Source organism: Streptomyces sp. NPDC018693 (genome assembly GCF_044391385.1).
In the GTDB taxonomy this organism is placed as follows: domain Bacteria; phylum Actinomycetota; class Actinomycetes; order Streptomycetales; family Streptomycetaceae; genus Streptomyces.
The window spans coordinates 695,478-714,264 of record NZ_JBIRZZ010000001.1 but is presented as its reverse complement, the minus strand read 5'-3'; the positions used below and the strand labels follow the sequence as shown (position 1 = coordinate 714,264).

The 18,787-nt window shown below is 71.7% G+C and carries 18 protein-coding genes; 9 read left to right on the top strand and 9 right to left on the bottom strand.

Annotation, left to right across the window (positions count from 1 at the left end):
- Positions 1-59: 59 nt before the first annotated feature.
- The 4 genes from ACH5AC_RS03390 (at position 60) to ACH5AC_RS03375 (ending at position 3,986) form a co-directional block, all read left to right on the top strand.
- Complete coding sequence (locus ACH5AC_RS03390) at positions 60-506, top strand: SH3 domain-containing protein (RefSeq protein ID WP_398859887.1); 447 nt, start codon at positions 60-62, stop codon at positions 504-506.
- 83 nt (positions 507-589) lie between these two features.
- Positions 590-1,954, top strand: a complete 1,365-nt coding sequence (locus ACH5AC_RS03385) for an FtsW/RodA/SpoVE family cell cycle protein (protein ID WP_398859886.1) — start codon at positions 590-592, stop codon at positions 1,952-1,954.
- 22 nt (positions 1,955-1,976) lie between these two features.
- Complete coding sequence (locus ACH5AC_RS03380; RefSeq protein ID WP_398859885.1) at positions 1,977-3,434, top strand: penicillin-binding transpeptidase domain-containing protein; 1,458 nt, start codon at positions 1,977-1,979, stop codon at positions 3,432-3,434.
- A 45-nt stretch (positions 3,435-3,479) separates the two neighbouring features.
- Entirely contained in the window at positions 3,480-3,986 is a 507-nt protein-coding gene (locus tag ACH5AC_RS03375; RefSeq protein ID WP_398859884.1) for a DUF3291 domain-containing protein, read from the top strand.
- Here ACH5AC_RS03375 and ACH5AC_RS03370 read toward each other — a convergent pair.
- The gene (locus tag ACH5AC_RS03370) at positions 3,983-4,594 is read right to left on the bottom strand and encodes a Uma2 family endonuclease (RefSeq protein ID WP_398859883.1); all 612 of its coding nucleotides are present in this window, start codon (positions 4,592-4,594) and stop codon (positions 3,983-3,985) included. The two genes, ACH5AC_RS03375 and ACH5AC_RS03370, sit on opposite strands and share 4 nt — an antisense overlap.
- Positions 4,595-4,749: 155 nt before the next feature.
- Between ACH5AC_RS03370 and ACH5AC_RS03365 the strand changes: the two genes are divergently transcribed.
- Positions 4,750-5,688, top strand: a complete 939-nt coding sequence (locus ACH5AC_RS03365) for a diiron oxygenase (protein WP_398859881.1) — start codon at positions 4,750-4,752, stop codon at positions 5,686-5,688.
- Here ACH5AC_RS03365 and ACH5AC_RS03360 read toward each other — a convergent pair.
- A complete protein-coding gene (locus ACH5AC_RS03360; protein WP_398859880.1) occupies positions 5,685-6,407 on the bottom strand; it encodes a hypothetical protein in 723 nt (240 codons plus the stop codon). The genes ACH5AC_RS03365 and ACH5AC_RS03360 overlap by 4 nt on opposite strands.
- Positions 6,408-6,479: 72 nt before the next feature.
- On the opposite strand from ACH5AC_RS03360, the gene ACH5AC_RS03355 reads away from it, so the two are divergent.
- The 3 genes from ACH5AC_RS03355 to ACH5AC_RS03345 all read left to right on the top strand — a co-directional run bounded on the left by ACH5AC_RS03355 (position 6,480) and on the right by ACH5AC_RS03345 (position 8,768).
- Entirely contained in the window at positions 6,480-7,127 is a 648-nt protein-coding gene (locus tag ACH5AC_RS03355; RefSeq protein ID WP_398859879.1) for a TetR/AcrR family transcriptional regulator, read from the top strand.
- Between the two features lie 10 nt (positions 7,128-7,137).
- A complete protein-coding gene (locus ACH5AC_RS03350) occupies positions 7,138-7,458 on the top strand; it encodes a hypothetical protein (RefSeq protein WP_398859877.1) in 321 nt (106 codons plus the stop codon).
- A 173-nt stretch (positions 7,459-7,631) separates the two neighbouring features.
- Positions 7,632-8,768 (top strand): NlpC/P60 family protein, encoded by a 1,137-nt coding sequence (locus tag ACH5AC_RS03345; protein WP_398859876.1) that lies wholly within the window; start codon positions 7,632-7,634, stop codon positions 8,766-8,768.
- 34 nt (positions 8,769-8,802) lie between these two features.
- Here the strand turns inward: ACH5AC_RS03345 and ACH5AC_RS03340 are convergent, their stop codons facing one another.
- The 5 genes from ACH5AC_RS03340 to ACH5AC_RS03320 are packed head-to-tail and all read right to left on the bottom strand — an operon-like array spanning position 8,803 to position 14,535.
- Positions 8,803-10,059, bottom strand: coding sequence for a styrene monooxygenase/indole monooxygenase family protein (locus tag ACH5AC_RS03340; protein WP_398859875.1), 1,257 nt, complete (start codon positions 10,057-10,059; stop codon positions 8,803-8,805).
- 34 nt (positions 10,060-10,093) lie between these two features.
- Positions 10,094-10,729 carry a GTP-binding protein gene (locus ACH5AC_RS03335; RefSeq protein ID WP_398859874.1) on the bottom strand — a complete coding sequence of 212 codons (636 nt, stop codon included), beginning with the start codon at positions 10,727-10,729 and terminating at the stop codon, positions 10,094-10,096.
- Complete coding sequence (locus ACH5AC_RS03330; protein ID WP_398859873.1) at positions 10,710-11,129, bottom strand: DUF742 domain-containing protein; 420 nt, start codon at positions 11,127-11,129, stop codon at positions 10,710-10,712. The genes ACH5AC_RS03335 and ACH5AC_RS03330 overlap by 20 nt, the downstream gene beginning before the upstream one ends.
- The gene (locus ACH5AC_RS03325; RefSeq protein ID WP_398859872.1) at positions 11,126-11,629 is read right to left on the bottom strand and encodes a roadblock/LC7 domain-containing protein; all 504 of its coding nucleotides are present in this window, start codon (positions 11,627-11,629) and stop codon (positions 11,126-11,128) included. Before ACH5AC_RS03325 ends, ACH5AC_RS03330 begins: the two co-directional genes overlap by 4 nt.
- On the bottom strand, positions 11,626-14,535 hold the full coding sequence (locus ACH5AC_RS03320) for a nitrate- and nitrite sensing domain-containing protein (RefSeq protein WP_398859871.1): 2,910 nt from the start codon (positions 14,533-14,535) through the stop codon (positions 11,626-11,628). The genes ACH5AC_RS03325 and ACH5AC_RS03320 overlap by 4 nt, the downstream gene beginning before the upstream one ends.
- A gap of 374 nt (positions 14,536-14,909) precedes the next feature.
- Here ACH5AC_RS03320 and ACH5AC_RS03315 point away from each other — a divergent pair, with 374 nt between their 5' ends.
- Positions 14,910-15,698 (top strand): protein phosphatase 2C domain-containing protein, encoded by a 789-nt coding sequence (locus tag ACH5AC_RS03315; protein WP_398859870.1) that lies wholly within the window; start codon positions 14,910-14,912, stop codon positions 15,696-15,698.
- A 44-nt stretch (positions 15,699-15,742) separates the two neighbouring features.
- Here ACH5AC_RS03315 and ACH5AC_RS03310 read toward each other — a convergent pair whose 3' ends face one another.
- Together ACH5AC_RS03310 and lon are read right to left on the bottom strand one after the other, a co-directional pair.
- A complete protein-coding gene (locus tag ACH5AC_RS03310) occupies positions 15,743-16,231 on the bottom strand; it encodes a MarR family winged helix-turn-helix transcriptional regulator (protein WP_398859869.1) in 489 nt (162 codons plus the stop codon).
- 127 nt (positions 16,232-16,358) lie between these two features.
- The gene (lon, locus tag ACH5AC_RS03305) at positions 16,359-18,773 is read right to left on the bottom strand and encodes an endopeptidase La (RefSeq protein WP_398859868.1); all 2,415 of its coding nucleotides are present in this window, start codon (positions 18,771-18,773) and stop codon (positions 16,359-16,361) included.
- Positions 18,774-18,787 lie beyond the last annotated feature (14 nt).

Below are 18,787 nucleotides of genomic sequence, written 5' to 3'. Positions count from 1 at the left end.
TCTGGGGCTCCTAGCGTGGCGTTAGTCGGATTCACCCCCATTCCTCCTGGAGGTACGTCATGTCGCTGCGCTCCGCCCTCTCCCGTGTGTCCGGTGTGGTCATAGCAGCCGCCCTCGCGTCCGCCGTCGCCGTCTCACCCGCCGCGGCCGGTGACGACTGGGGCGGGGACGGGCGCGGGGGCGTGGGAGGAAACGGGAACGACGGAAACCACGGGAACAACGGGAACAGCGGGAACAGCGGGAACAATTGGAGCAACCAGCAGGACCGCGGGTTCTCCAAGGGTGTGGTGACCGCCAACACCGGGCTCCTGCTGCGCAGTGCGCCCAACCGGTCGAGTCAGGTCATCCGCGTCGCCGCGAGGGGCGAGGTCGTCAGGATCTTCTGCCAGAGCAAGGGCGAGAGCGTCCTGGGCGACAACCGCTGGTACCTCCTCGCGGACGGCACCTGGGCCTGGGGCTCGGCGAGGTACATCAAGCCCATCGGCGCGAGTCCACGCTGGTGCTGACCGCTTCAGGAACCGCCGAAACCGCAGAAACCGCAGAAATCATTCAAGGCTCACAAGGAGCCCCATTTGGGTAAGTTCCGGGCATGATGCGAGCCGTAGCCGGAACCACCGTGGCGGTGGACGCGCCCGCCCCCGCGGTACGCCTCCCCCGGCGCCGTGGCGTCGAACTCGCCCTCATCGTCGTGGCCGTCCTGCTGTCCGTGTTCGGCTACTGCGCCGTGGGCCTCGCCCGGCACGGCACGATCCCGCCCGGCGCCGCCGGTTACGGCGCCGGGCTGGGGGTGCTGGCGCTGCTGGCGCATCTCGCGGTGCGGCTGCGCGCGCCGTACGCCGATCCGCTGCCGCTGCCGATCGGTGTGCTGCTGAACGGCATCGGGCTGGTCCTCATCTACCGGCTGGACCTGGAGACGCCGGGCGAGCGGGCGGCGCCGACGCAGCTGGTGTGGTCGACGCTGGGCATCGCCCTGTTCATCTTCGTCGTGGCGGCGCTGCGCGACCACCGGGTGCTCCAGCGCTACGCGTACGTCAGCGTGGCCGCCGCGCTCGGCCTGCTGACGCTGCCGGTGCTCTTCCCGGCCGTCAACGGGGCGCGCATCTGGATCCGTATCGCCGGGTTCTCCATCCAGCCGGGCGAGTTCGCGAAGGTGCTGCTGGCGGTGTTCTTCGCCGCGTACCTGGCGGCCAACCGTACGGCGCTGGCGTACGCGGGCCGCCGGGTGTGGTTCGCGCAGTTGCCGACCGGGCGGGTGCTGGGCCCGGTCGTCGCCGTCTGGCTGCTGAGCGTGGGTGTCCTGGTCCTGGAGCGCGACCTCGGCACCTCCCTCCTCTTCTTCGGCCTGTTCGTCGTCATGCTGTACGTCGCCACCGGGCGGGTCGGCTGGCTCGCGGTCGGGCTGGTGCTGGCGGCGTCCGGCGCGGTCGCCGTCGGCTGGCTGGAGCCGCATGTGCACAGCAGGGTCGAGGACTGGCGGCACCCGTTCGCGTCGATCGAGGCGGGACAGGGGCCGAACCAGCTGGCCCAGTCGCTGTTCTCGTTCTCCGCGGGCGGGCTGCTCGGCACCGGGCTGGGCCAGGGCCACTCGATCCTGATCGGTTTCGCCGCCAAGTCGGACTTCATCCTGGCGACGGCGGGCGAGGAGCTGGGCCTGGCGGGTCTGTCGGCGCTCTTCCTGCTGTACGCGCTGCTGGTCGAGCGCGGGTACCGGGCGGGGCTGGCGCTGCGTGACCCGTTCGGGCGGCTGCTGGCGGTGGGGCTGGCGTCGATCGTGGCGTTGCAGGTGTTCGTCATCGCGGGCGGGGTGACCGGGCTGATCCCGCTGACGGGCATGGCGATGCCGTTCCTGGCGCAGGGCGGTTCGTCGGTGGTGACCAACTGGACGATCGTGGCGCTGCTGATCCGGGTGAGCCACTCGGCGCGGCGGCAGTACGACGGGAAGGAGGCGCCGTGAGCGGGGCCTGGGGAGCGCCGGGGTGACCCGGTACATCCGGCACGCGGCCGTCTTCTGCGCGCTGCTGCTGGTGGCGCTGCTGGTGAACGCCGCCCGGGTGCAGGTGGTGCAGTCCGGGCGGTACGACGACAACCCGGCCAACCGGCGCTCGTCCATCGCCCGTTACGGGCAGCCGCGCGGCGACATCCTGGTCGGGGGTGTGCCGGTGACCGGCTCCCGGGACACGGGGGAACAACTGCGCTACGAACGTACGTACAGGGACGGGCCGTTGTACGCGCCGGTCACCGGTTTCGCCTCGCAGGAGTACGGCACGAGCCTGCTGGAGCACGCGGAGGACGGCGTCCTCTCCGGGGACGACCCGCTGCTGTCCCCCTTCCCCCTCTGGGACGACATGACCCGGGGCCGCCCGCCCGGCGGGAACGTGGTGACGACGCTGAACCCGCGGGCCCAGCGGGCGGCGTACGAGGGGCTGGGCGGCCGCAAGGGCGCGGTGGCGGCGGTGGATCCGGCGACGGGGCGGGTGCTGGCGCTGGTGTCGGTGCCGTCGTACGACCCCTCGGTGCTGTCCGGGAACGACCGGGCGACCGAGCGGGCGTGGGCGCGGCTGAACGCGGATCCGGCGAAGCCGATGCTCAACCGGGCGGTACGGCAGACGTATCCGCCGGGGTCGACCTTCAAGGTGGTCACCGCGGCGGCCGCGCTGGACGCCGGTGTGGTCATGGACCTGGACGCGGCGACGGACTCCCCGGCGCCCTACCGGCTGCCCGGGACGACGACGAGCCTGACGAACGCGGGTGACGGCTGCGAGGACGCTCCGCTGCGGGAGGCGTTCATGTGGTCGTGCAACACGGTGTTCGCGAAGCTCGGGGTGGACGTGGGGGTGGAGCGGATGGCGGCGACGGCGGAGGCGTTCGGCTTCAACGCCCGGGATGTGCGGATCCCGTTCTGGGTGGCGCCGAGCACCTTCGACACCACGGTGGACAAGGCGCAGCTGGCGCTGTCGTCGATCGGGCAGTACAACACGCGGGCGACGCCGTTGCAGATGGCGATGGTCGCGGCGGCGGTGGCCGACGGGGGGCAGGTGCGCACTCCGTACCTGGTGGAGCGGACGACGCGCCGCGGCGGGGCGACGGTGGCCACGGCGGGCGCCCGCCCCGCACGCCAGGCCATGCGTCCCTCGACGGCGCTGCGGATGCGGGAGCTGATGGAGGACGTGGTGCGGGAGGGCACGGGGACGATGGCCGCCATCCCCGGCGCGGTGGTCGGCGGCAAGACCGGCACCGCACAGCACGGGATCGGCAACTCCGGTACGCCGTACGCCTGGTTCGTGTCGTGGGCACGGGACGAGCGGGACCTGGAGGCGAAGGTCGCGGTGGCGGTGGTGGTGGAGGACGCGTCGCTGGACCGGGACGGGATCACCGGGGGCGGGGTGGCGGGGCCGGTCGCGCGGGCGGTGATGGAAGCGGTGCTCGGATCGTGAGACGGGGGCTGTCGGGCCCGAGGGCCCCCGACCTACCGTTCGGTCATGACTGAAGCCGCTCCGTTCGAACTCGCCCAGGTCAACATCGCCCGCCTCAAGTTCTCACTCGACTCCCCGCAGCTGAAGGACTTCGTCGACAACCTCGACCCCGTCAACGCGGACGCCGACGCGGCCGACGGTTTCCTCTGGCGGCTGCAGTCCGACGAGGGCGACACGACCGACATCCCTGTCTTCGGCGACGACTGGCTGATCGTCAACATGTCGGTCTGGCGCGACGCCAACGCCCTCACGGCCTACATGTACCAGGGCCGTCATCGAGAGATGCTGTCCCGGCGCAGGGAGTGGTTCGAGCGCGTCGCGGAGGCCATGGCCACCCTCTGGTGGGTCCCGGCCGGCCACCGCCCGACGGTGGCGGAGGCGGAGGCCCGCCTGCTGCACCTGCGCGCGAACGGCCCGACCCCGTACGCCTTCACCCTGCGGACGTCGTTCCCGCCGGGGGCGGCGGAGCCGGTGGCCGTGGAGCTGCCGGAAGGGCTTGGCTGCTCGGTCTAACGGGTGCTCCGCTGTCGGGGGTTGATCGAGGTGAGGTCAATCGTCAGCGGGAAGGGGACGGTCAGCGTGAGCTTGTCGTGGTGGATGCCGGTGAGGGCGTACGCACGGGTGGCGGGGTCCAGCTCGTAGACATAAACAACGGGCAGACCGCTGTTCTCCTCAACACGCCAGTAGTGCCGGATGCCCGCTGCGGCGTACTTGCGGGGTTTCACCTCCCGGTCGCGCTCCTCGGAGTCCTCGGACACGACTTCGACGGCCAGGATCACGTCCTCGGGGCGGTACCACGTCTGCCGGGGCCCGGTGTCCGCGTCCGCCCGGAACACCAGGACATCGGGCTCCGGCCGGTTGCGCTTGTCGAGCTTGACGCTCATCTCCCGATTGACGTCAAGCCCTTCCGGCGCCTGCGCCAACAACGCGTTGTCCAACAGACGCATGGTGCGCGAATGAAACGAGGTCTGCGGACTCACGAAAACGAGGCTCCCGTCGATCAGCTCCGTGTGCGGAGGCAGGTTCGGGAGCCGGTCCAAGTCGTCTGCCGTCCAGCCACCGACCGGCGGACGGGGCCACTCATAGTCCTCGTCCAGCCCGTACTCACGCGCGGCGCTCATGATTACTCCCATACGACGGAGTGTGCCTGGCACGATCAGCGTACCCAGGGCGAACACCGATACGGCGCTCCATCGAGTGATCGTCAAGCCTGCCGTTGACACAAGTCCCGCACGAGGGATTGACGCCCTTGCTGACAGGCAGTCTCATAAGGGCCATGACGACCCTCACTGAAGCCGACGCGCTCGACGGACTGCGGGACGCGCTCGGGCTGCTGAAGGACCGGGAGCAGGTCGCCGAGCGGCTGCTCGCCTCCTCCGCGAAGCACTCCTTCGACCCGGACAAGGAGCTGGACTGGGACGCGCCCTTCGAGGAGGGCAAGTGGTTCTGGCCGCCGGAGCTGGTGTCGCTGTACGACACGCCGATGTGGCGGCGGATGAGTGAGGAGCAGCGGATTCTGCTGTCGCAGCACGAAGCGGCCGCGCTGGCCTCGCTGGGCATCTGGTTCGAGATCATCCTCATGCAGCTGCTCTGCCGGCACATCTACGACAAGGCGGCCACGAGCGCCCATGTGCGGTACGCGCTCACCGAGATCGAGGACGAGTGCCGGCACTCGAAGATGTTCGCGCGGCTGATCGCGCGCGGGGACACGCCGTGGTATCCGGTGAGCCGGGTCCACCAGAACCTCGGCCGCCTCTTCAAGACGATCTCCACGACCCCCGGCTCCTTCACCGCGACGCTCCTCGGCGAGGAGGTCCTGGACTGGATGCAGCGGCTGACCTTCCCCGACGAGCGGATCCAGCCCCTGGTCCGCGGCGTCACCCGCATCCACGTCGTGGAGGAGGCCCGCCATGTGCGATACGCCCGTGAGGAGCTGCGCCGCCAGATGCTGACCGCGCCGAAGTGGTCGCAGGAGTTCACCAGGGTGACGTCCGGGGAGTTCGCCCGGGTCTTCTCGGTCGCCTTCGTCAACCCCGAGGTCTACACGAACGTCGGCCTCGACAAGCGGGAGGCCATGGCCCAGGTCAAGGCCAGCGGCCACCGCCGGGAGGTCATGCAGAACGGGGCCAGACGCCTCACGGACTTCCTCGACGACATCGGCGTGCTGCGGGGTGTGGGACGGCGGCTGTGGAGGTCGTCGGGCCTGCTGGCCTAGTCCCCCGCGCCGATGTCGAGGACGTCGGAGGCCGGCGGGGGCTGGATGTCCAGGGGCTCGTCGAAGCCGCTGAACTCGGTCATGGTGACGTGGTGGTCCCCCTCGAAGGTGACCTTCAGGAGGTACGGCCTGCCCTCGGCGGCCACGAAGTAGGTGTAGGTACCGTCCGCGACCTCCGTGTCCGTCACCTCGACCGGGATCACCGGCTTGCCGTCGACCTCGGTCGGCTCGCCCTTGGTGCCGGTGCCGAACGCGATGAAGGGCCAGGTGCAGTCGGACAGCTCGTCCGCACCCTTCGCCGCGCTCGTGGGGCTCTTCAGCCAGGGCTTCTGGCGCATTTCGGGCTCCGTCTTCCGGCCCCACATCTCCAAGTACACGTCATTGGGGTGGATGTAGTCCGTGTCACCGATCCGGACCTGCTCCATCTCGGAGCCGTAGGACCAGCTCGCCTTGAGCGTGCACCTGCTCTTGAGGTCGGTCGTCAGACGGGCTGAATACCGGTTGCCGAGGCTCGTGACGGTGTCCGAGACGATGGTCACCGAGGTGAGCGCCTTCATGGTGCGGTTGGCCTCGTCGAGCAGTTGCTCGGCGGAGCGGCTGTCGGCGCGGACGGTGCTGTCAGCGGCGTCCGCCGTGTCGCCGGAGCCCCCCGAGCAGCCGACGACCACCATGGCGCCCAGCGCCAGACAGACGGCACCGGCCGTCACGTTCGTTCGCATGTTCTCCCCGGGTGTCGATCGGCTCACGCTACCGGACCGCCCCCGCCCCGCCACCCCGATTACGCTGCCCATATGACGCCCGCCGCCCCCGCCTACCGCCGGCTCAGCGTGGAAGCCCGCCGCTCGCAGCTTCTCGCGGCCGCGCTCTCCCTCTTCGCGCACCGTGCGCCCGAGGAGGTCTCCCTGGACGACGTGGCGGAGGCGGCCGGGGTGTCGCGGCCGCTGGTGTACCGGTACTTCCCGGGCGGCAAGCAGCAGCTCTACGAGGCCGCCCTCAGCTCGGCCGCCGAGGAGCTGCGGCTCTGCTTCGACGAGCCGCGGGAGGGCCCCCTGCTCGACCGCCTGACCCGTGCCCTGGACCGCTATCTCGCCTTCGTCGACGAGCACGACGCCGGTTTCAGCGCCCTGCTCCAGGGCGGCAGCGTGGTCGAGACGTCGCGTACGACGGCCATCGTGGACGGCGTACGGCGGGCCGCGGCCGAGCACATCTACCGCCATCTCGGGGTCGGCGATCCCGGGCCCCACCTGCGGATGACCGTCCGGATGTGGATCACCGCCGTGGAGGCGGCCTCGCTGATGTGGCTGGACGACGGCAAGCTGCCGCCCGTCGCCGAGCTGCGCGACTGGCTGGTGGAGCAGTTCGTGGCCGCGCTCACGGTCACCGCCCGCCGGGACGCCCAGACGGCCGGCGTGATCGCCGCGCTCTCGGCGGATGTCTGACACTGGTGCCGTGAAGAGTGAAGACATCCCCTTCGAGGGCGGCCCGATGGACGGCCGTGTCCTTCCGGTGCTGCTGGGGCCCACCGGCCACCCCCCGAAGACGTACCGCATCCCGGTCCCCGACGCGGCCGGCGGCCCGCCGACCGTGCTGGTCTACCGACGCGAGCCACGCGGCCACAGCAAGCGCCTCGGCGTCCCCCTGGGCTGGAAGTACACCTTCGCCCCGGAGGCCCCGCCCAAGAAGACCCTCCGCGACCGCCTGCCCTGGTCGAAACCGACCCCGCGGCAGGACGCCAGGCCGGACGCCGGCAGGGACGACGCCGACGGGTGATCCCAACCCCTCCGCCACGACGCCACGACGCCACGCCGGACGCCGGACGGGATGACGCCGACGGGTGACCCCGTTGCGCCGATCCGCGCACGGCCCGCGCGCGAAGCGGGGCCGTGTGTCTGATGCTCGGCCTGCGGGGCGGAGGGGCCGTTCCCGTGGCGGGAGGTGATGAGGTGTCAGGGAGGGTGCTGCGCCTGGTCTGTGCGGTGGTGGCGATCGCCGCGCAGGGTGTTCTGGTGCCAGGGGCCGCAGTGGCCGTTCCGGAGCCCGGTGAGCGGACGGTGGCCGAGTTGCTGACGGATCTTCAGCGGCTGTACCGGGAGGCCGAGCGGGCCACGGAGGCGTACAACGCCACCGAGGAGAAGCTGAAGGTGCAGCGCGCGAAGGTCGCCCGGCTGGACGCCGAACTGGTGCGGGCCCGGCTCGCCCTGCACGACAGCCGGGGCGCGGCCGGCCGGCTGGCCCGCCAGCAGTACCGGTCCAGCACCGACATCTCCCCGTACGTACGGCTGCTGCTGGCCCGTGACCCGCAGCACGCCCTCGACCAGGGGCATGTGATCGGGCAGCTGGCGCGGGAGCACGCCGGCACCACGGCCCGGCTGGAGAGCGACGAGCGGCGCCGCGACGAGATCGCCCGCCGGGCCCGAGCCGCCCTGGACGCCCAACTCACCCTCGCCGAGCGGAAGGAGAAGGAGCGCGAGGGCGTACGGCGGCGGCTCGACGAGGTCGAGGAGCTGCTCGCCTCGCTCACCGCCGAACAGCTCCGCGAGCTGGCCGAGTTCGAGCGGAGCGGGATCGCCGCGCGGCAGCGGGAGTTCATGGCCTCGGGCACGCTCAGCGACGACAGCAAGCCGTCCGCCGGAGGCGACCGCGCCCTGCGCCACGCGGTGCGCCAGCTGGGCAAGCCGTACGAGTGGGGCGCCAAGGGCCCCGAGTCGTACGACTGCTCGGGGCTGACCTCGACGGCCTGGGACCGCGCCGGGACGCCGATCCCCCGCACCAGCCAGGAGCAGTGGGCCCAGCTGCCCCGCGTCCCGCTGCGGGAGCTGCGCCCCGGCGACCTGGTGGTCTACTTCCCGGAGGCCACGCATGTGGCGATGTACCTGGGCGACGGCATGGTCGTACAGGCGCCCAGGCCCGGCGCCCATGTGAAGGTGTCACCGATCGCCGCCAACCCGATCCTCGGCGCCGTACGCCCCGACCCGGACAGCGAGCCGCTGCGGCGGTACGCGCCGCCGGAGCTCCCTGAGGGCGCCCTCGACGGGCCGGACGAGGGCTACGCCTCCGCCGAGGCCCCCGACGCCCCCTGATGAGGACCATCCGGCCCGGTCCGGCCGAGGTCGCTCAGGCCGCGCCGGCCACCGAGGCCACGTACGCCTCGGCCTTGTCCGGCTCGTAGAAGAAGTTCTCGAAGTCGGCGGGGTCGTTGAAGGCGTTGGCGATGCGGTGGGCGATGGGCGGGAGCTGACCGGCCGCTCCGAGCAGGTTGACGATGTGCTCGGGCGGCGGGGCGAGCATCGCGTTCGTCCACTTGGTGACGTGCCGGGCGGTCTCCCAGTAGCGGTCGAAGGTCGCCCGCATCCACGCCTCGTCGAACTCCTTCTCGCCGTGCTCCAGGATCGAGGCGAGATAGGAAGCGGCGCACTTGGACGCCGAGTTGGAGCCCTGCCCGGTGATCGGGTCGTTCGCGACGACGACGTCGGCGACGCCGAGGACCAGGCCGCCGCCGGGAAGGCGGCCGATCGGGTTGCGGACCGTCGGGGCGTAGCGGCCGCTCAGCACACCGCCCGCGTCGGTCAGTTCCACCTTGGTGGCCCGCGCGTACTCCCAGGGTGTGAACTTCTCCATGAGCGACAGGGTCAGGGAGAGGTGCTCCGCCGGGTCCTTGACGCCGTTGAAGACGTCCAGCGGGCCGCCGGGTATGCCCTCCCAGAACAGGATGTCGGCGCGGCCGGACGTGGTCAGGGTCGGCATGACGAACAGCTCGCCGACGCCCGGGACCAGGTTGCAGCGCACCCCCTCGGTCTCCGGGTGCTCGGCGCGCGGGCCGAGCCCGTGGACGTACGCCACCGCCAGCGCCCGCTGCGGCTCGCTGTACGGGGAGCGTTCGGCGTCCCGCGCGAACATCGACACCAGCTCGCCCTTGCCCGCCGAGACGAGGACCAGGTCGTACGTACGGGAGAAGTAGTCGAGGTCGGAGACCGCCGCGCCGTGGATGACCAGCTGGCCGCCGCGCTGCGCGAAGGTCTCCATCCAGCCGGCCATCTTCACCCGCTGGTCCACCGACTGGGCGAAGCCGTCGAGGGTGCCGAGCCAGTCGATCGCGCGCTGGGTGGGGCCGGGGTCGTGGGAGCCGGGGGCCGCGACCGACACGCCGAGTCCCTCGATCTTGGGCGCCTGCTGCTCCCAGAAGTTCAGCTTCAGGTCGCGCTCGTGCCGCAGCGCCGTGTCGAACATGCACTGCGTCGACATGACCCGGCCGGAGCGGATCTCGTCCGCCGTCCGGTTGGACATCAGAGTGACCTCGTACCCGTGCGACTGCAGGCCGAGGGCGAGCTGGAGACCGGACTGGCCGGCTCCTACGACGAGTATCTTCCGCATGCGGGTGGGGTCTCCTAACGGCGACTTGCTCGGGCTACTCGGGGGTTTCGTCGAGCGCGTGGCCCACCAGGGCCAGCAGGGTCTCGATCACCGAGATCCGACGGCGGGCGTCCATGATCATGACAGGGATGTGCGGCGGTATCGTGAGCGCTTCCCGCACGTCCTCCGGCTCGAACAGCTCGCTGCCGTCGAAGTGGTTGACGGCGACGACGTACGGCAGCCCGCAGCTCTCGAAGTAGTCCAGCGCGGGGAAGCAGTCCTTCAGCCGCCGGGTGTCGGCCAGCACCACCGCGCCGATCGCCCCGCGCACCAGGTCGTCCCACATGAACCAGAACCGCTGCTGGCCCGGCGTGCCGAACAGGTAGAGCACCAGGTCGTCGTCGAGCGTGATGCGGCCGTAGTCCATGGCCACGGTGGTGGTCAGCTTCTCCGGTGTGGCGGAGAGATCGTCGTGGTCCTCGCTCGCCTCGGTCATCAGCGCCTCGGTCTGCAGCGGCGTGATCTCCGAGACCGTGCCGACCAGGGTGGTCTTGCCGACGCCGAAGCCGCCGGCCACGACTATCTTCGTGGCGATGGGGGCCCGGGTGCGGTCCGTCTGCCAGGACCGCAGTCCCTCCTCTTCGTCGGGGAGGTCCTCTTCGTCGAGGAGGTCAGAGACGACGGAGTCCACTCAGCACCCTTTCCAGCAGAGCGCGGTCCGGCCGGCCGGTGCCGTGGCCGGTTCCCGTGCCGTACACACGGATCTTTCCCTGGTCCGCGAGATCGCTGAGCAGCACCCGGACCACGCCGAGCGGCATCCTCAGCATCGCGGAGATCTCGGCCACCGTACGCATCCGGCGGCACAGTTCCACGATGGCCCGCATCTCGGGCATGACCGACGTCCTCGGCGAGCCCTTGGTGATTTCCCTGCGCTCCTCGGCAGGGTCCAGAGCCGCTACGAACGTCTCGACCAGCAGGACGTGCCCGAAGCGGGTACGGCCGCCGGTGAGCGAGTAGGGGCGGACCCGGGCGGGCTTGCGGTCGCCGCCGCGCACGGGGAGCTTCTTCCTGCCTCCGGGCCCCTTGGTCATCGCGCGCTCCCCGCCGACTCGCTCTCCAGGGATTTCCGTAGCTCACTGCGGAGTTCGGGGGTCAGGACGTGCCCGGCGCGGCCCACGAACAGGGCCATGTGGTACGCCACCACGCTCATGTCGCAGTCCGCGGAGCCGTGCACACCGAGCAGCGAGCCATCGCTGATCGACATCACGAAGAGGCTGCCCTCCTCCATGGCGACCATGGTGTGCTTCACCCCGCCGGACTCCATGAGCTTGGCCGCGCCGACGGTGAGGCTGCCGATGCCGGAGACGATGGTGGCGAGGTCGGCGGAGGAGCCTCGCGGGCCGGAAGGTTTCGTCGCACGGCTCTCCCGGGCCTCGGAGACCCGCCCCGGGTCGGAGGAGAGGAGCAGCAGGCCGTCGGAGGAGACCACCGCGACCGACTGGATGCCCGGCACCTCCTCGACGAGATTGGTCAAAAGCCAGTGCAGGTTACGGGCTTCACTGCTCAGTCCGAAGGTACTGGGCGCGGTCAACTGCTTGCCTCCTCGACTGTGCCCCCCGTGTCTTCTTCGGCATGTCCTGCGGGTCCTTCTGAGAGGACCTTGTTCTGCGCCGTCTCCTCGGCGATCTCGGCCTCGGCGTCGCGGTAGCCGGCCTCCGCCCCCCGGCGGAAGCCGCCGAGGCGGCGGCGCAGGGCCTCCGCGTCGACGGAACCGGACCGCTGACGCGGGGCCTGGGCGGGGACGTCGGTGATCTTCGGGGTGCGCTTGGGCAGGCCCTTGGCGGTGAGGGGTTCCTCGTCGTCAGGGGTACGCGCGTGCTCGGCTTCGCCTTCGCCGCTTCCGTTCCCACCGGCACCGCCCGTGCGGGTCTCGCGGTCGAGTGCGGGTGGCCCTTGTGGGGCGCACTCGCCATCGGCGACCGCGGGGCCCGCGTGCGTGTGCTCCTCGGGTGCCGGGTCCCCTTGCTCGGCTTCCCTGACCACCGCGTTCCCGTGCACGGGTGCCCCGGCCGCCGGGTTCGTGTGTTCGTCCTGCTTCCGCTGCTTCCGTTCCCCGTCCGCGTCCCCGTGCGGACTCGGCAGCAGCAGTTCCATTGTGGTCTCGGCAGGGCGCTCCGGCGCCGGCTCCTCGGCGGCCTCCGCGGCCTGCTCCGTCTCCGGCGCGGACTCCCCTTCGGCCCCTTCGGCCTGCTCGGTCTCCGCCGCCCGTACCGTCTGCTCCGCCAGCGTCACCAGCGGGTCGTCGGACGTCGAACGGCCGGGCAGGACATTGGAGTTGGCTTCCGCGTCGGCGCCCGGCAGGGAGAAGGCGGCGGCCGTGGCGGAGGCGGACGGCGTGGTGACGACCGCGGCCGGCGGGGCCTCGACGAGCAGGCTCGCCGGCAGCACGACGACCGCGGCGGTCCCGCCCTGCTTCTGCGCGCGCAACTGCACCCGTACCCCGTGCCGGTGGGCGAGGCGCGCGACGACGTACAGGCCGAGGCCGAGCCCCTCCTCGCCCTCCTGGTCGTACGGCGTGTCCGGATCGAACTCGGTCAGACGGGAGTTGAGCCGGGACAGCCGCTCCTCGGGCAGGCCGATGCCCTCGTCCTGGACGGAGAGCATCACCTCGCCGTTCTCCAGGAGCCAGCCGGAGACCTCGACGGGCAGGTCCGGCGGGGAGAACGAGGTCGCGTTCTCCATGAGTTCGGCCAGCAGGTGCGAGAGGTCGTCGGCGGCGAAGCCCGCCACGTGCGCGTGCGGCGGCAGCGCCGCGATCCGCACCCGCTCGTAGCGCTCGATCTCACTGACCGCGGCGCGTACGACGTCCACCAGCGGCACCGGCCCGGGGTGGTGCTGGACATGCTCGGTACCGGCGAGGACCAACAGGTTCTCGCTGTGCCGGCGCATCACCGTGGCGAAGTGGTCCAGCTTGAAGAGGGTGGCGAGCCGCTCCGGGTCCTGCTCACGCTCCTCCAGCCCCTCGATCACCGCGAGTTGACGCTCGACCAGGCCGAGGGTGCGCAGAGCGAGGTTGACGAAGGTGGAGCCGATGCTGCCGCGCAGCCGCTCCAACGCGGCCGCCGAGCCCGCGAGTTCGGCGCGCAGCTCCTCGCGGGCGTCGGCCATCTTCTGCCGCTGCCCGACCAGGTGCTTGCGGTCGGCCTCCAGGGTGGTGATCCGCTCGTGCAGGGTGACGGTGTGCGCGTGCAGGGCGTTCACGGAGCGGACGACCTGGGCGAACTCGTCGTTGCGGCCGGTGAACTTCACCGGCTCCTCGACGGCCGGGTTCTCCGCCTCGGCCAGCCGGGCCGCGCCGCGCCGCACCGCGGACAGCGGGCGGGTGAGGCTGCGCGCCATCGCGGTGGCGACACCGACGGCGAGCAGCATCAGCGCGCCGACCACCCCGACCTGGATCTGCAGGGCGTGGAAGTCGTCGTCGCGCAGCTTCTCCAGGTCCTTGGTGCGGCGGTCGTACAGGGACGCCTCCGCGCCGCGCATCAGGTCGATGCGCGCGGACAGGGCCGCGTCGAGCTTCTTGACGCCGGTGTCGAGGTCGTCGCCGCTGAGCGCGGGCTGGTCGGTCAGCTCGGTCAGGTACTTCTCGGCGGTGTCCACCTCGCTGCCGGTGACCGTCGAGTCGTACGACGACACCGTCGAACGGGGCGCGGTGGTACGGAAGTCGGCGAGGGCGGCGTCGGAGCGCACCCGGGCCAGCTGGGCGGCGGCGGTCAGCGCGTCGCGCGCCTCGGTGTCGGCCTCGGAGGAGGTCTTCTCCTCCGTGGTCTCCCCGGTGATGGGGTTGTAGACGCTCTCGGTGGTCGTCGGCACGTTCAGCGCGGCGAGCAGCAGCCCGCGGGCCGCGCCGGCCTGCTCGACGGCCGAGTCCAGCTCGGCGAGGGCGTACGCGCCGGCGGGCGCCCGGGTCGGGGTCTGCTCGGCCAGCAGCTCGGCGAGCCGGTGCAGTTCGGCGATGGTCGCCGAGTACTCCTCGTGGGCCTGCAGGGCCGTGCTGTCGCCGCTGAGCGCGGCCCGTCGTACGGCAGCGATGCCGTCGAGGTCGGCGCGCAGGTCGGCGGGGGTGTCGGCGTCGGCGCGCAGGTCCTCGACCTGCCGGTCCACGCGGGCGCTGTTCTGCCCGGCCGGCGTCAGCGACTTGGGGCGTCCGGCGGCGATGTAGGAGGTGACCTCGTCGCGCTCGTCGGCCAGCGACTGGGCGAGGGCGAGGGCGTCCTGGGTCCGCTCGGCGAGGGTCACCAGGTCCTGGGAGTCCTTCAGCTGCCCGGACGCGGACAGGACCGCGGGGGCGCCGGCCCCGGCGATCGCGGCGGCCACCACGGCCACCGCGACGATCAGCCGGTTGCGTACGTGGGTCGGGCGGCCCTTGCCGACGGGGGTCCGCGCCTCCGTCTCGGGGGCCGACTGCCTGCCTGTACGCCGAGGCCGCGTCTTCTGCACCGGTGCTCGCATTCCTGACTCGTGTACCCATGGGCCCGGGTGACGTTCCGTCAATCGACGTATACGCCCGGTACGGTTCCGGTTCCCGACCCTCCCAGTGCCGGTGGGCGGCCAGCGCTCATCGTCCGACCCGCCACCCGAAGGAGTGAACATCGGAGGGGAGTTGGCGGGCAAGTTCCTCTGGCGTGTGCGGTGGCCTTGTGCGGCAGGCCGGTTGGACGTCGGCGGCGGGCTTTGGCAGGATTCGCCGCCACGTCTGCCCCTAGCCCTGCATTCCCGCCCAAAACCGGCGTCTGACCTGCGCGGGCGGCCGCTCCCGGCGAGTGTTGCAAGCCTTTCGTGGGCGCTGTGAAGACGTCGTGCAGACTGGCCGGATGCATACGGAACTCGTGACCGAGCCCGGCGACCCCACCCGCCACAACGAGGACTTCGCGAGTGTCGGACTTCCCGCTTCCGGACAGGGCGGTTCGCTCGTCGTCCTGGACGGAGTGACACCGCCGCGGGGCGGCACCGGCTGTCTGCATTCGGTCCCCTGGTTCACCGCGCGCCTGGGCGGGGCGCTGACCGAACTGACCGTTTCACTCCTGGATGTTCCGCTCGCCGAGGTCCTCGCCCGCGCCATCGCGTCTACCGCCCGGGCCCATGCCGAAACCTGTGACCTTTCTCACGTGCGCACTCCGCAGGCGACGGTGGTTCTCGTCCGGTGGTCGCGGCACGAGGTCGAATACCTCGTCCTGTCCGACTCGGCCCTGCTGCTGGAGTCCCCCGACGGCACCGTCACCCCCGTCCTCGACGACCGTCTCACCCGGCTGCCGCGCGCCCTGCTGACCAGTGCGGAGATCTGCGACGCCCGGGCCCGCAACAAGGAGGGCGGCTTCTTCACCGCGGCCGCCGATCCCTCGGTGGCCGCACGGGCGGTGACCGGGTGCGTCCCGAGGGAGCGGGTCCGCGCCCTGGCCGCGCTCACCGACGGCGCCACCCGCTGGACGGACACGTTCCACGAGGGCGACTGGACCGACCTGTTCACCTACCTGCGCAAGGAGGGCGCGCGGGCGCTGGTGCAGCGGGTGCGGGAACTGGAGCGTGCCGACGCGGATCGGCGGGCGTTCCTGGGGAGGAACAAGGTGCACGACGACGCCACGGCGGTCTTCGTGGGCCTGTGACGCCTGCCGGCTCCTGCCGCCCGTCGGCGGATTCAGCGGCCGCCTCAGCGCTCCATCCCGCGGTTGAGCTCATGCAGCAGCCGCGCCAGCTCCGCCACCTCCCGCCGGTCCCAATGCGCGAGCTGGCTGACGTACCGCCCCCGCCGGGCCTCCCGTACCCGGCGGACGCGGGAGCGGCCCTCGGGTGTGAGGTCGACCAGCCAGGCGCGTCCGTCGGCCGGGTCGGGCTCGCGGGCGATCAGCCCGAGGCCCTCCAGGGCGCGCAGCTGCCGGGACATGGTGGCCTTGCCGACGCCGATGTAACCGGCGAGCTCGGTGGCCCGCTGCCGGCCGCCCTCCTCCAGCCGTACGAGCAGCCCGTACGCGGCGGGCTCCAGGTCCGGATGGACCTCGCGGGCCATCTCGCCCTGGTTGGCGCGGGCGCGGCGCAGCAGCACGGTCAGCTCCCGTTCCAGGGAGAGGAACTCCGGGTCCGCGCCCTGCCGGTCCCGGTGCGCATCGCGCCCCGGACCGCTGTTTCCGCCCTCGCTCACGTCCCTGTCCACCCCTGATCCGGTCTCCGGTTCCGACAGGGCAGTATTCCGCAGGTCGGGCCGCCGGCGGCGAAGGCCCGGGCCTCCCTCACGAGAACCCGGGCCTTGCCGTGTCCGATCGCGTCCGTCACGCCGCGACCGGAACCTCCGGCGCCGCGCCGTTGGTGGCCGGCGACAGGGCCAGCTCCAGGACCTGGCGGACGTCGGTGACGGCGTGGACGTCGAGCTTGTCCAGCACCTCGGCCGGGACGTCGTCCAGGTCGGGCTCGTTGCGCTTGGGAATGATCACGGTCGTGACGCCCGCGCGGTGGGCCGCCAGCAGCTTCTGCTTCACGCCGCCGATCGGGAGGACCCGTCCGGTCAGCGAGACCTCGCCCGTCATCGCCACGTCCGTACGGACGAGCCGTCCGCTCAGCAGCGACGCCAGGGCGGTCGTCATCGTGATGCCGGCGCTCGGGCCGTCCTTGGGCACCGCGCCCGCCGGGAAGTGGATGTGCACGCCCCGGTCCTTCAGGTCGGCCACCGGAAGTTCCAGCTCGGCGCCGTGGGAGCGGAGGAAGGACAGGGCGATCTGGGCCGACTCCTTCATCACGTCGCCCAGCTGGCCCGTCAGGGTCAGTCCCGCCGCGCCGGTCTCCGGGTCGGCCAGCGACGCCTCGACGAACAGCACGTCACCGCCGGCGCCGGTCACCGCGAGGCCGGTGGCGACGCCCGGGACGGCCGTACGGCGCTCAGCCGGGTCCTGGGCCGACTCGGGTACGTGGTGCGGCCGCCCGATCAGGCCGCGCAGGTCGCCCTCGCCGATGGTGAACGGCAGTTCCCGCTCGCCCAGTTCGTGCTGTGCGGCGACCTTGCGGAGCAGGCGTGCGACGGACCGCTCCAGGTTGCGGACGCCGGCCTCGCGGGTGTACTCGCCGGCGAGCTTGCGCAGGGCGCTCTCGTCCAGGGCGACCTCGTCCTTGTCCAGGCCGGCCCGCTCCAGCTGGCGCGGGAGAAGGTGGTCCCGGGCGATGACGACCTTCTCGTCCTCGGTGTAGCCGTCCAGCCGGACCAGCTCCATCCGGTCGAGCAGCGCCTCCGGGATGGCTTCGAGGACGTTGGCCGTCGCGAGGAACACGACGTCGCTCAGGTCCAGTTCGACCTCCAGGTAGTGGTCCCGGAAGGTGTGGTTCTGGGCCGGGTCCAGGACCTCCAGCAGGGCGGCCGCCGGGTCGCCCCGGAAGTCGGAGCCGACCTTGTCGATCTCGTCGAGCAGTACCACCGGGTTCATCGACCCGGCTTCCTTGATGGCCCGTACGATCCGGCCGGGCAGCGCGCCGACGTACGTACGGCGGTGGCCGCGGACCTCGGCCTCGTCCCGCACACCGCCGAGGGCGACGCGGACGAACGTGCGGCCCATGGCATGGGCGACGCTCTCGCCCAGGCTGGTCTTCCCGACCCCTGGCGGACCGACCAGGGCGAGTACGGCCCCGCCGCGCCGTCCGCCGACGACTCCGAGACCCCGGTCCGTACGGCGCTTGCGCACCGCCAGGTACTCGGTGATCCGCTCCTTCACGTCCTCCAGGCCGGCGTGCTCGGCGTCGAGGATCGCCTTGGCGCCCTGGATGTCGTAGGCGTCTTCGGTTCGCTCGTTCCACGGCAGTTCGAGGACGGTGTCGAGCCAGGTCCGGATCCAGGATCCCTCGGGCGACTGGTCGCTCGCCCGCTCCAGCTTGTCGACCTCCTTGAGGGCGGCCTCGCGGACCTTCTCCGGCAGGTCGGCGGCCTCGACGCGGGCGCGGTAGTCGTCGGACTCCTCGCCGTCCTTCTCGCCGTTGAGTTCGCGCAGTTCCTTGCGGACGGCCTCCAACTGCCGACGGAGCAGGAATTCCCGCTGCTGCTTGTCGACGCCCTCCTGGACGTCCTTGGCGATGGTCTCGGCGACGTCCTGCTCGGCGAGGTGGTCGCGCAGATGCTGGGTGGCGAGCTTGAGGCGGGCGACGGGGTCGGCGGTCTCCAGCAGTTCCACCTTCTGGTCGGTGGTCAGGAAGGGCGAGTAGCCGGAGTTGTCGGCGAGGGCGGAGACGTCGTCGATGGCCTGGACGCGGTCGACGACCTGCCAGGCGCCGCGCTTGCGCAGCCAGGCGGTGGCGAGGGCCTTGTACTCCTTGACCAGTTCGGTGACGTGCCCGGGGAGCGGCTCCGGAGTCGTCTCGTCGATCCGCGTCCCCTCGACCCACAGCGCCGCGCCCGGTCCGGTGGTGCCCGCGCCGATCTTCACGCGGCCCCTGCCGCGGATCAGGGCGCCCGGGTCACCGTCGGCCAGCCGGCCGACCTGCTCGACGGTGCCGAGCACGCCGGTGCCCGGGTAGGTGCCGTCGATGCGCGGGACCAGCAGGACCTTCGGCTTTCCGGGTTCGGTCCGGGCGGCGGCCTGGGCCGCCTCCACCGCGGCGCGTACGTCGGCGTCGCTCAGGTCCAGCGGAACCACCATCCCCGGCAGTACGACCTCGTCGTCGAGCGGCAGCACAGGCAGGGTGAGCGGTGAGGACGTCGAAGCCATGATCTCCCCTTCGG

Coding starts and splice junctions, on each gene's coding strand:
- ACH5AC_RS03365 (WP_398859881.1), top strand. CDS start 4,750: ATGACGACCCTCACTGAAGCCGACGCGCTCGACGGACTGCGGGACGCG.
- ACH5AC_RS03360 (WP_398859880.1), bottom strand. CDS start 6,407: ATGCGAACGAACGTGACGGCCGGTGCCGTCTGTCTGGCGCTGGGCGCC.
- ACH5AC_RS03340 (WP_398859875.1), bottom strand. CDS start 10,059: ATGCGGAAGATACTCGTCGTAGGAGCCGGCCAGTCCGGTCTCCAGCTC.
- ACH5AC_RS03315 (WP_398859870.1), top strand. CDS start 14,910: ATGCATACGGAACTCGTGACCGAGCCCGGCGACCCCACCCGCCACAAC.
- ACH5AC_RS03390 (WP_398859887.1), top strand. CDS start 60: ATGTCGCTGCGCTCCGCCCTCTCCCGTGTGTCCGGTGTGGTCATAGCA.
- lon (WP_398859868.1), bottom strand. CDS start 18,773: ATGGCTTCGACGTCCTCACCGCTCACCCTGCCTGTGCTGCCGCTCGAC.
- ACH5AC_RS03385 (WP_398859886.1), top strand. CDS start 590: ATGATGCGAGCCGTAGCCGGAACCACCGTGGCGGTGGACGCGCCCGCC.
- ACH5AC_RS03375 (WP_398859884.1), top strand. CDS start 3,480: ATGACTGAAGCCGCTCCGTTCGAACTCGCCCAGGTCAACATCGCCCGC.
- ACH5AC_RS03330 (WP_398859873.1), bottom strand. CDS start 11,129: ATGACCAAGGGGCCCGGAGGCAGGAAGAAGCTCCCCGTGCGCGGCGGC.
- ACH5AC_RS03370 (WP_398859883.1), bottom strand. CDS start 4,594: ATGAGCGCCGCGCGTGAGTACGGGCTGGACGAGGACTATGAGTGGCCC.
- ACH5AC_RS03355 (WP_398859879.1), top strand. CDS start 6,480: ATGACGCCCGCCGCCCCCGCCTACCGCCGGCTCAGCGTGGAAGCCCGC.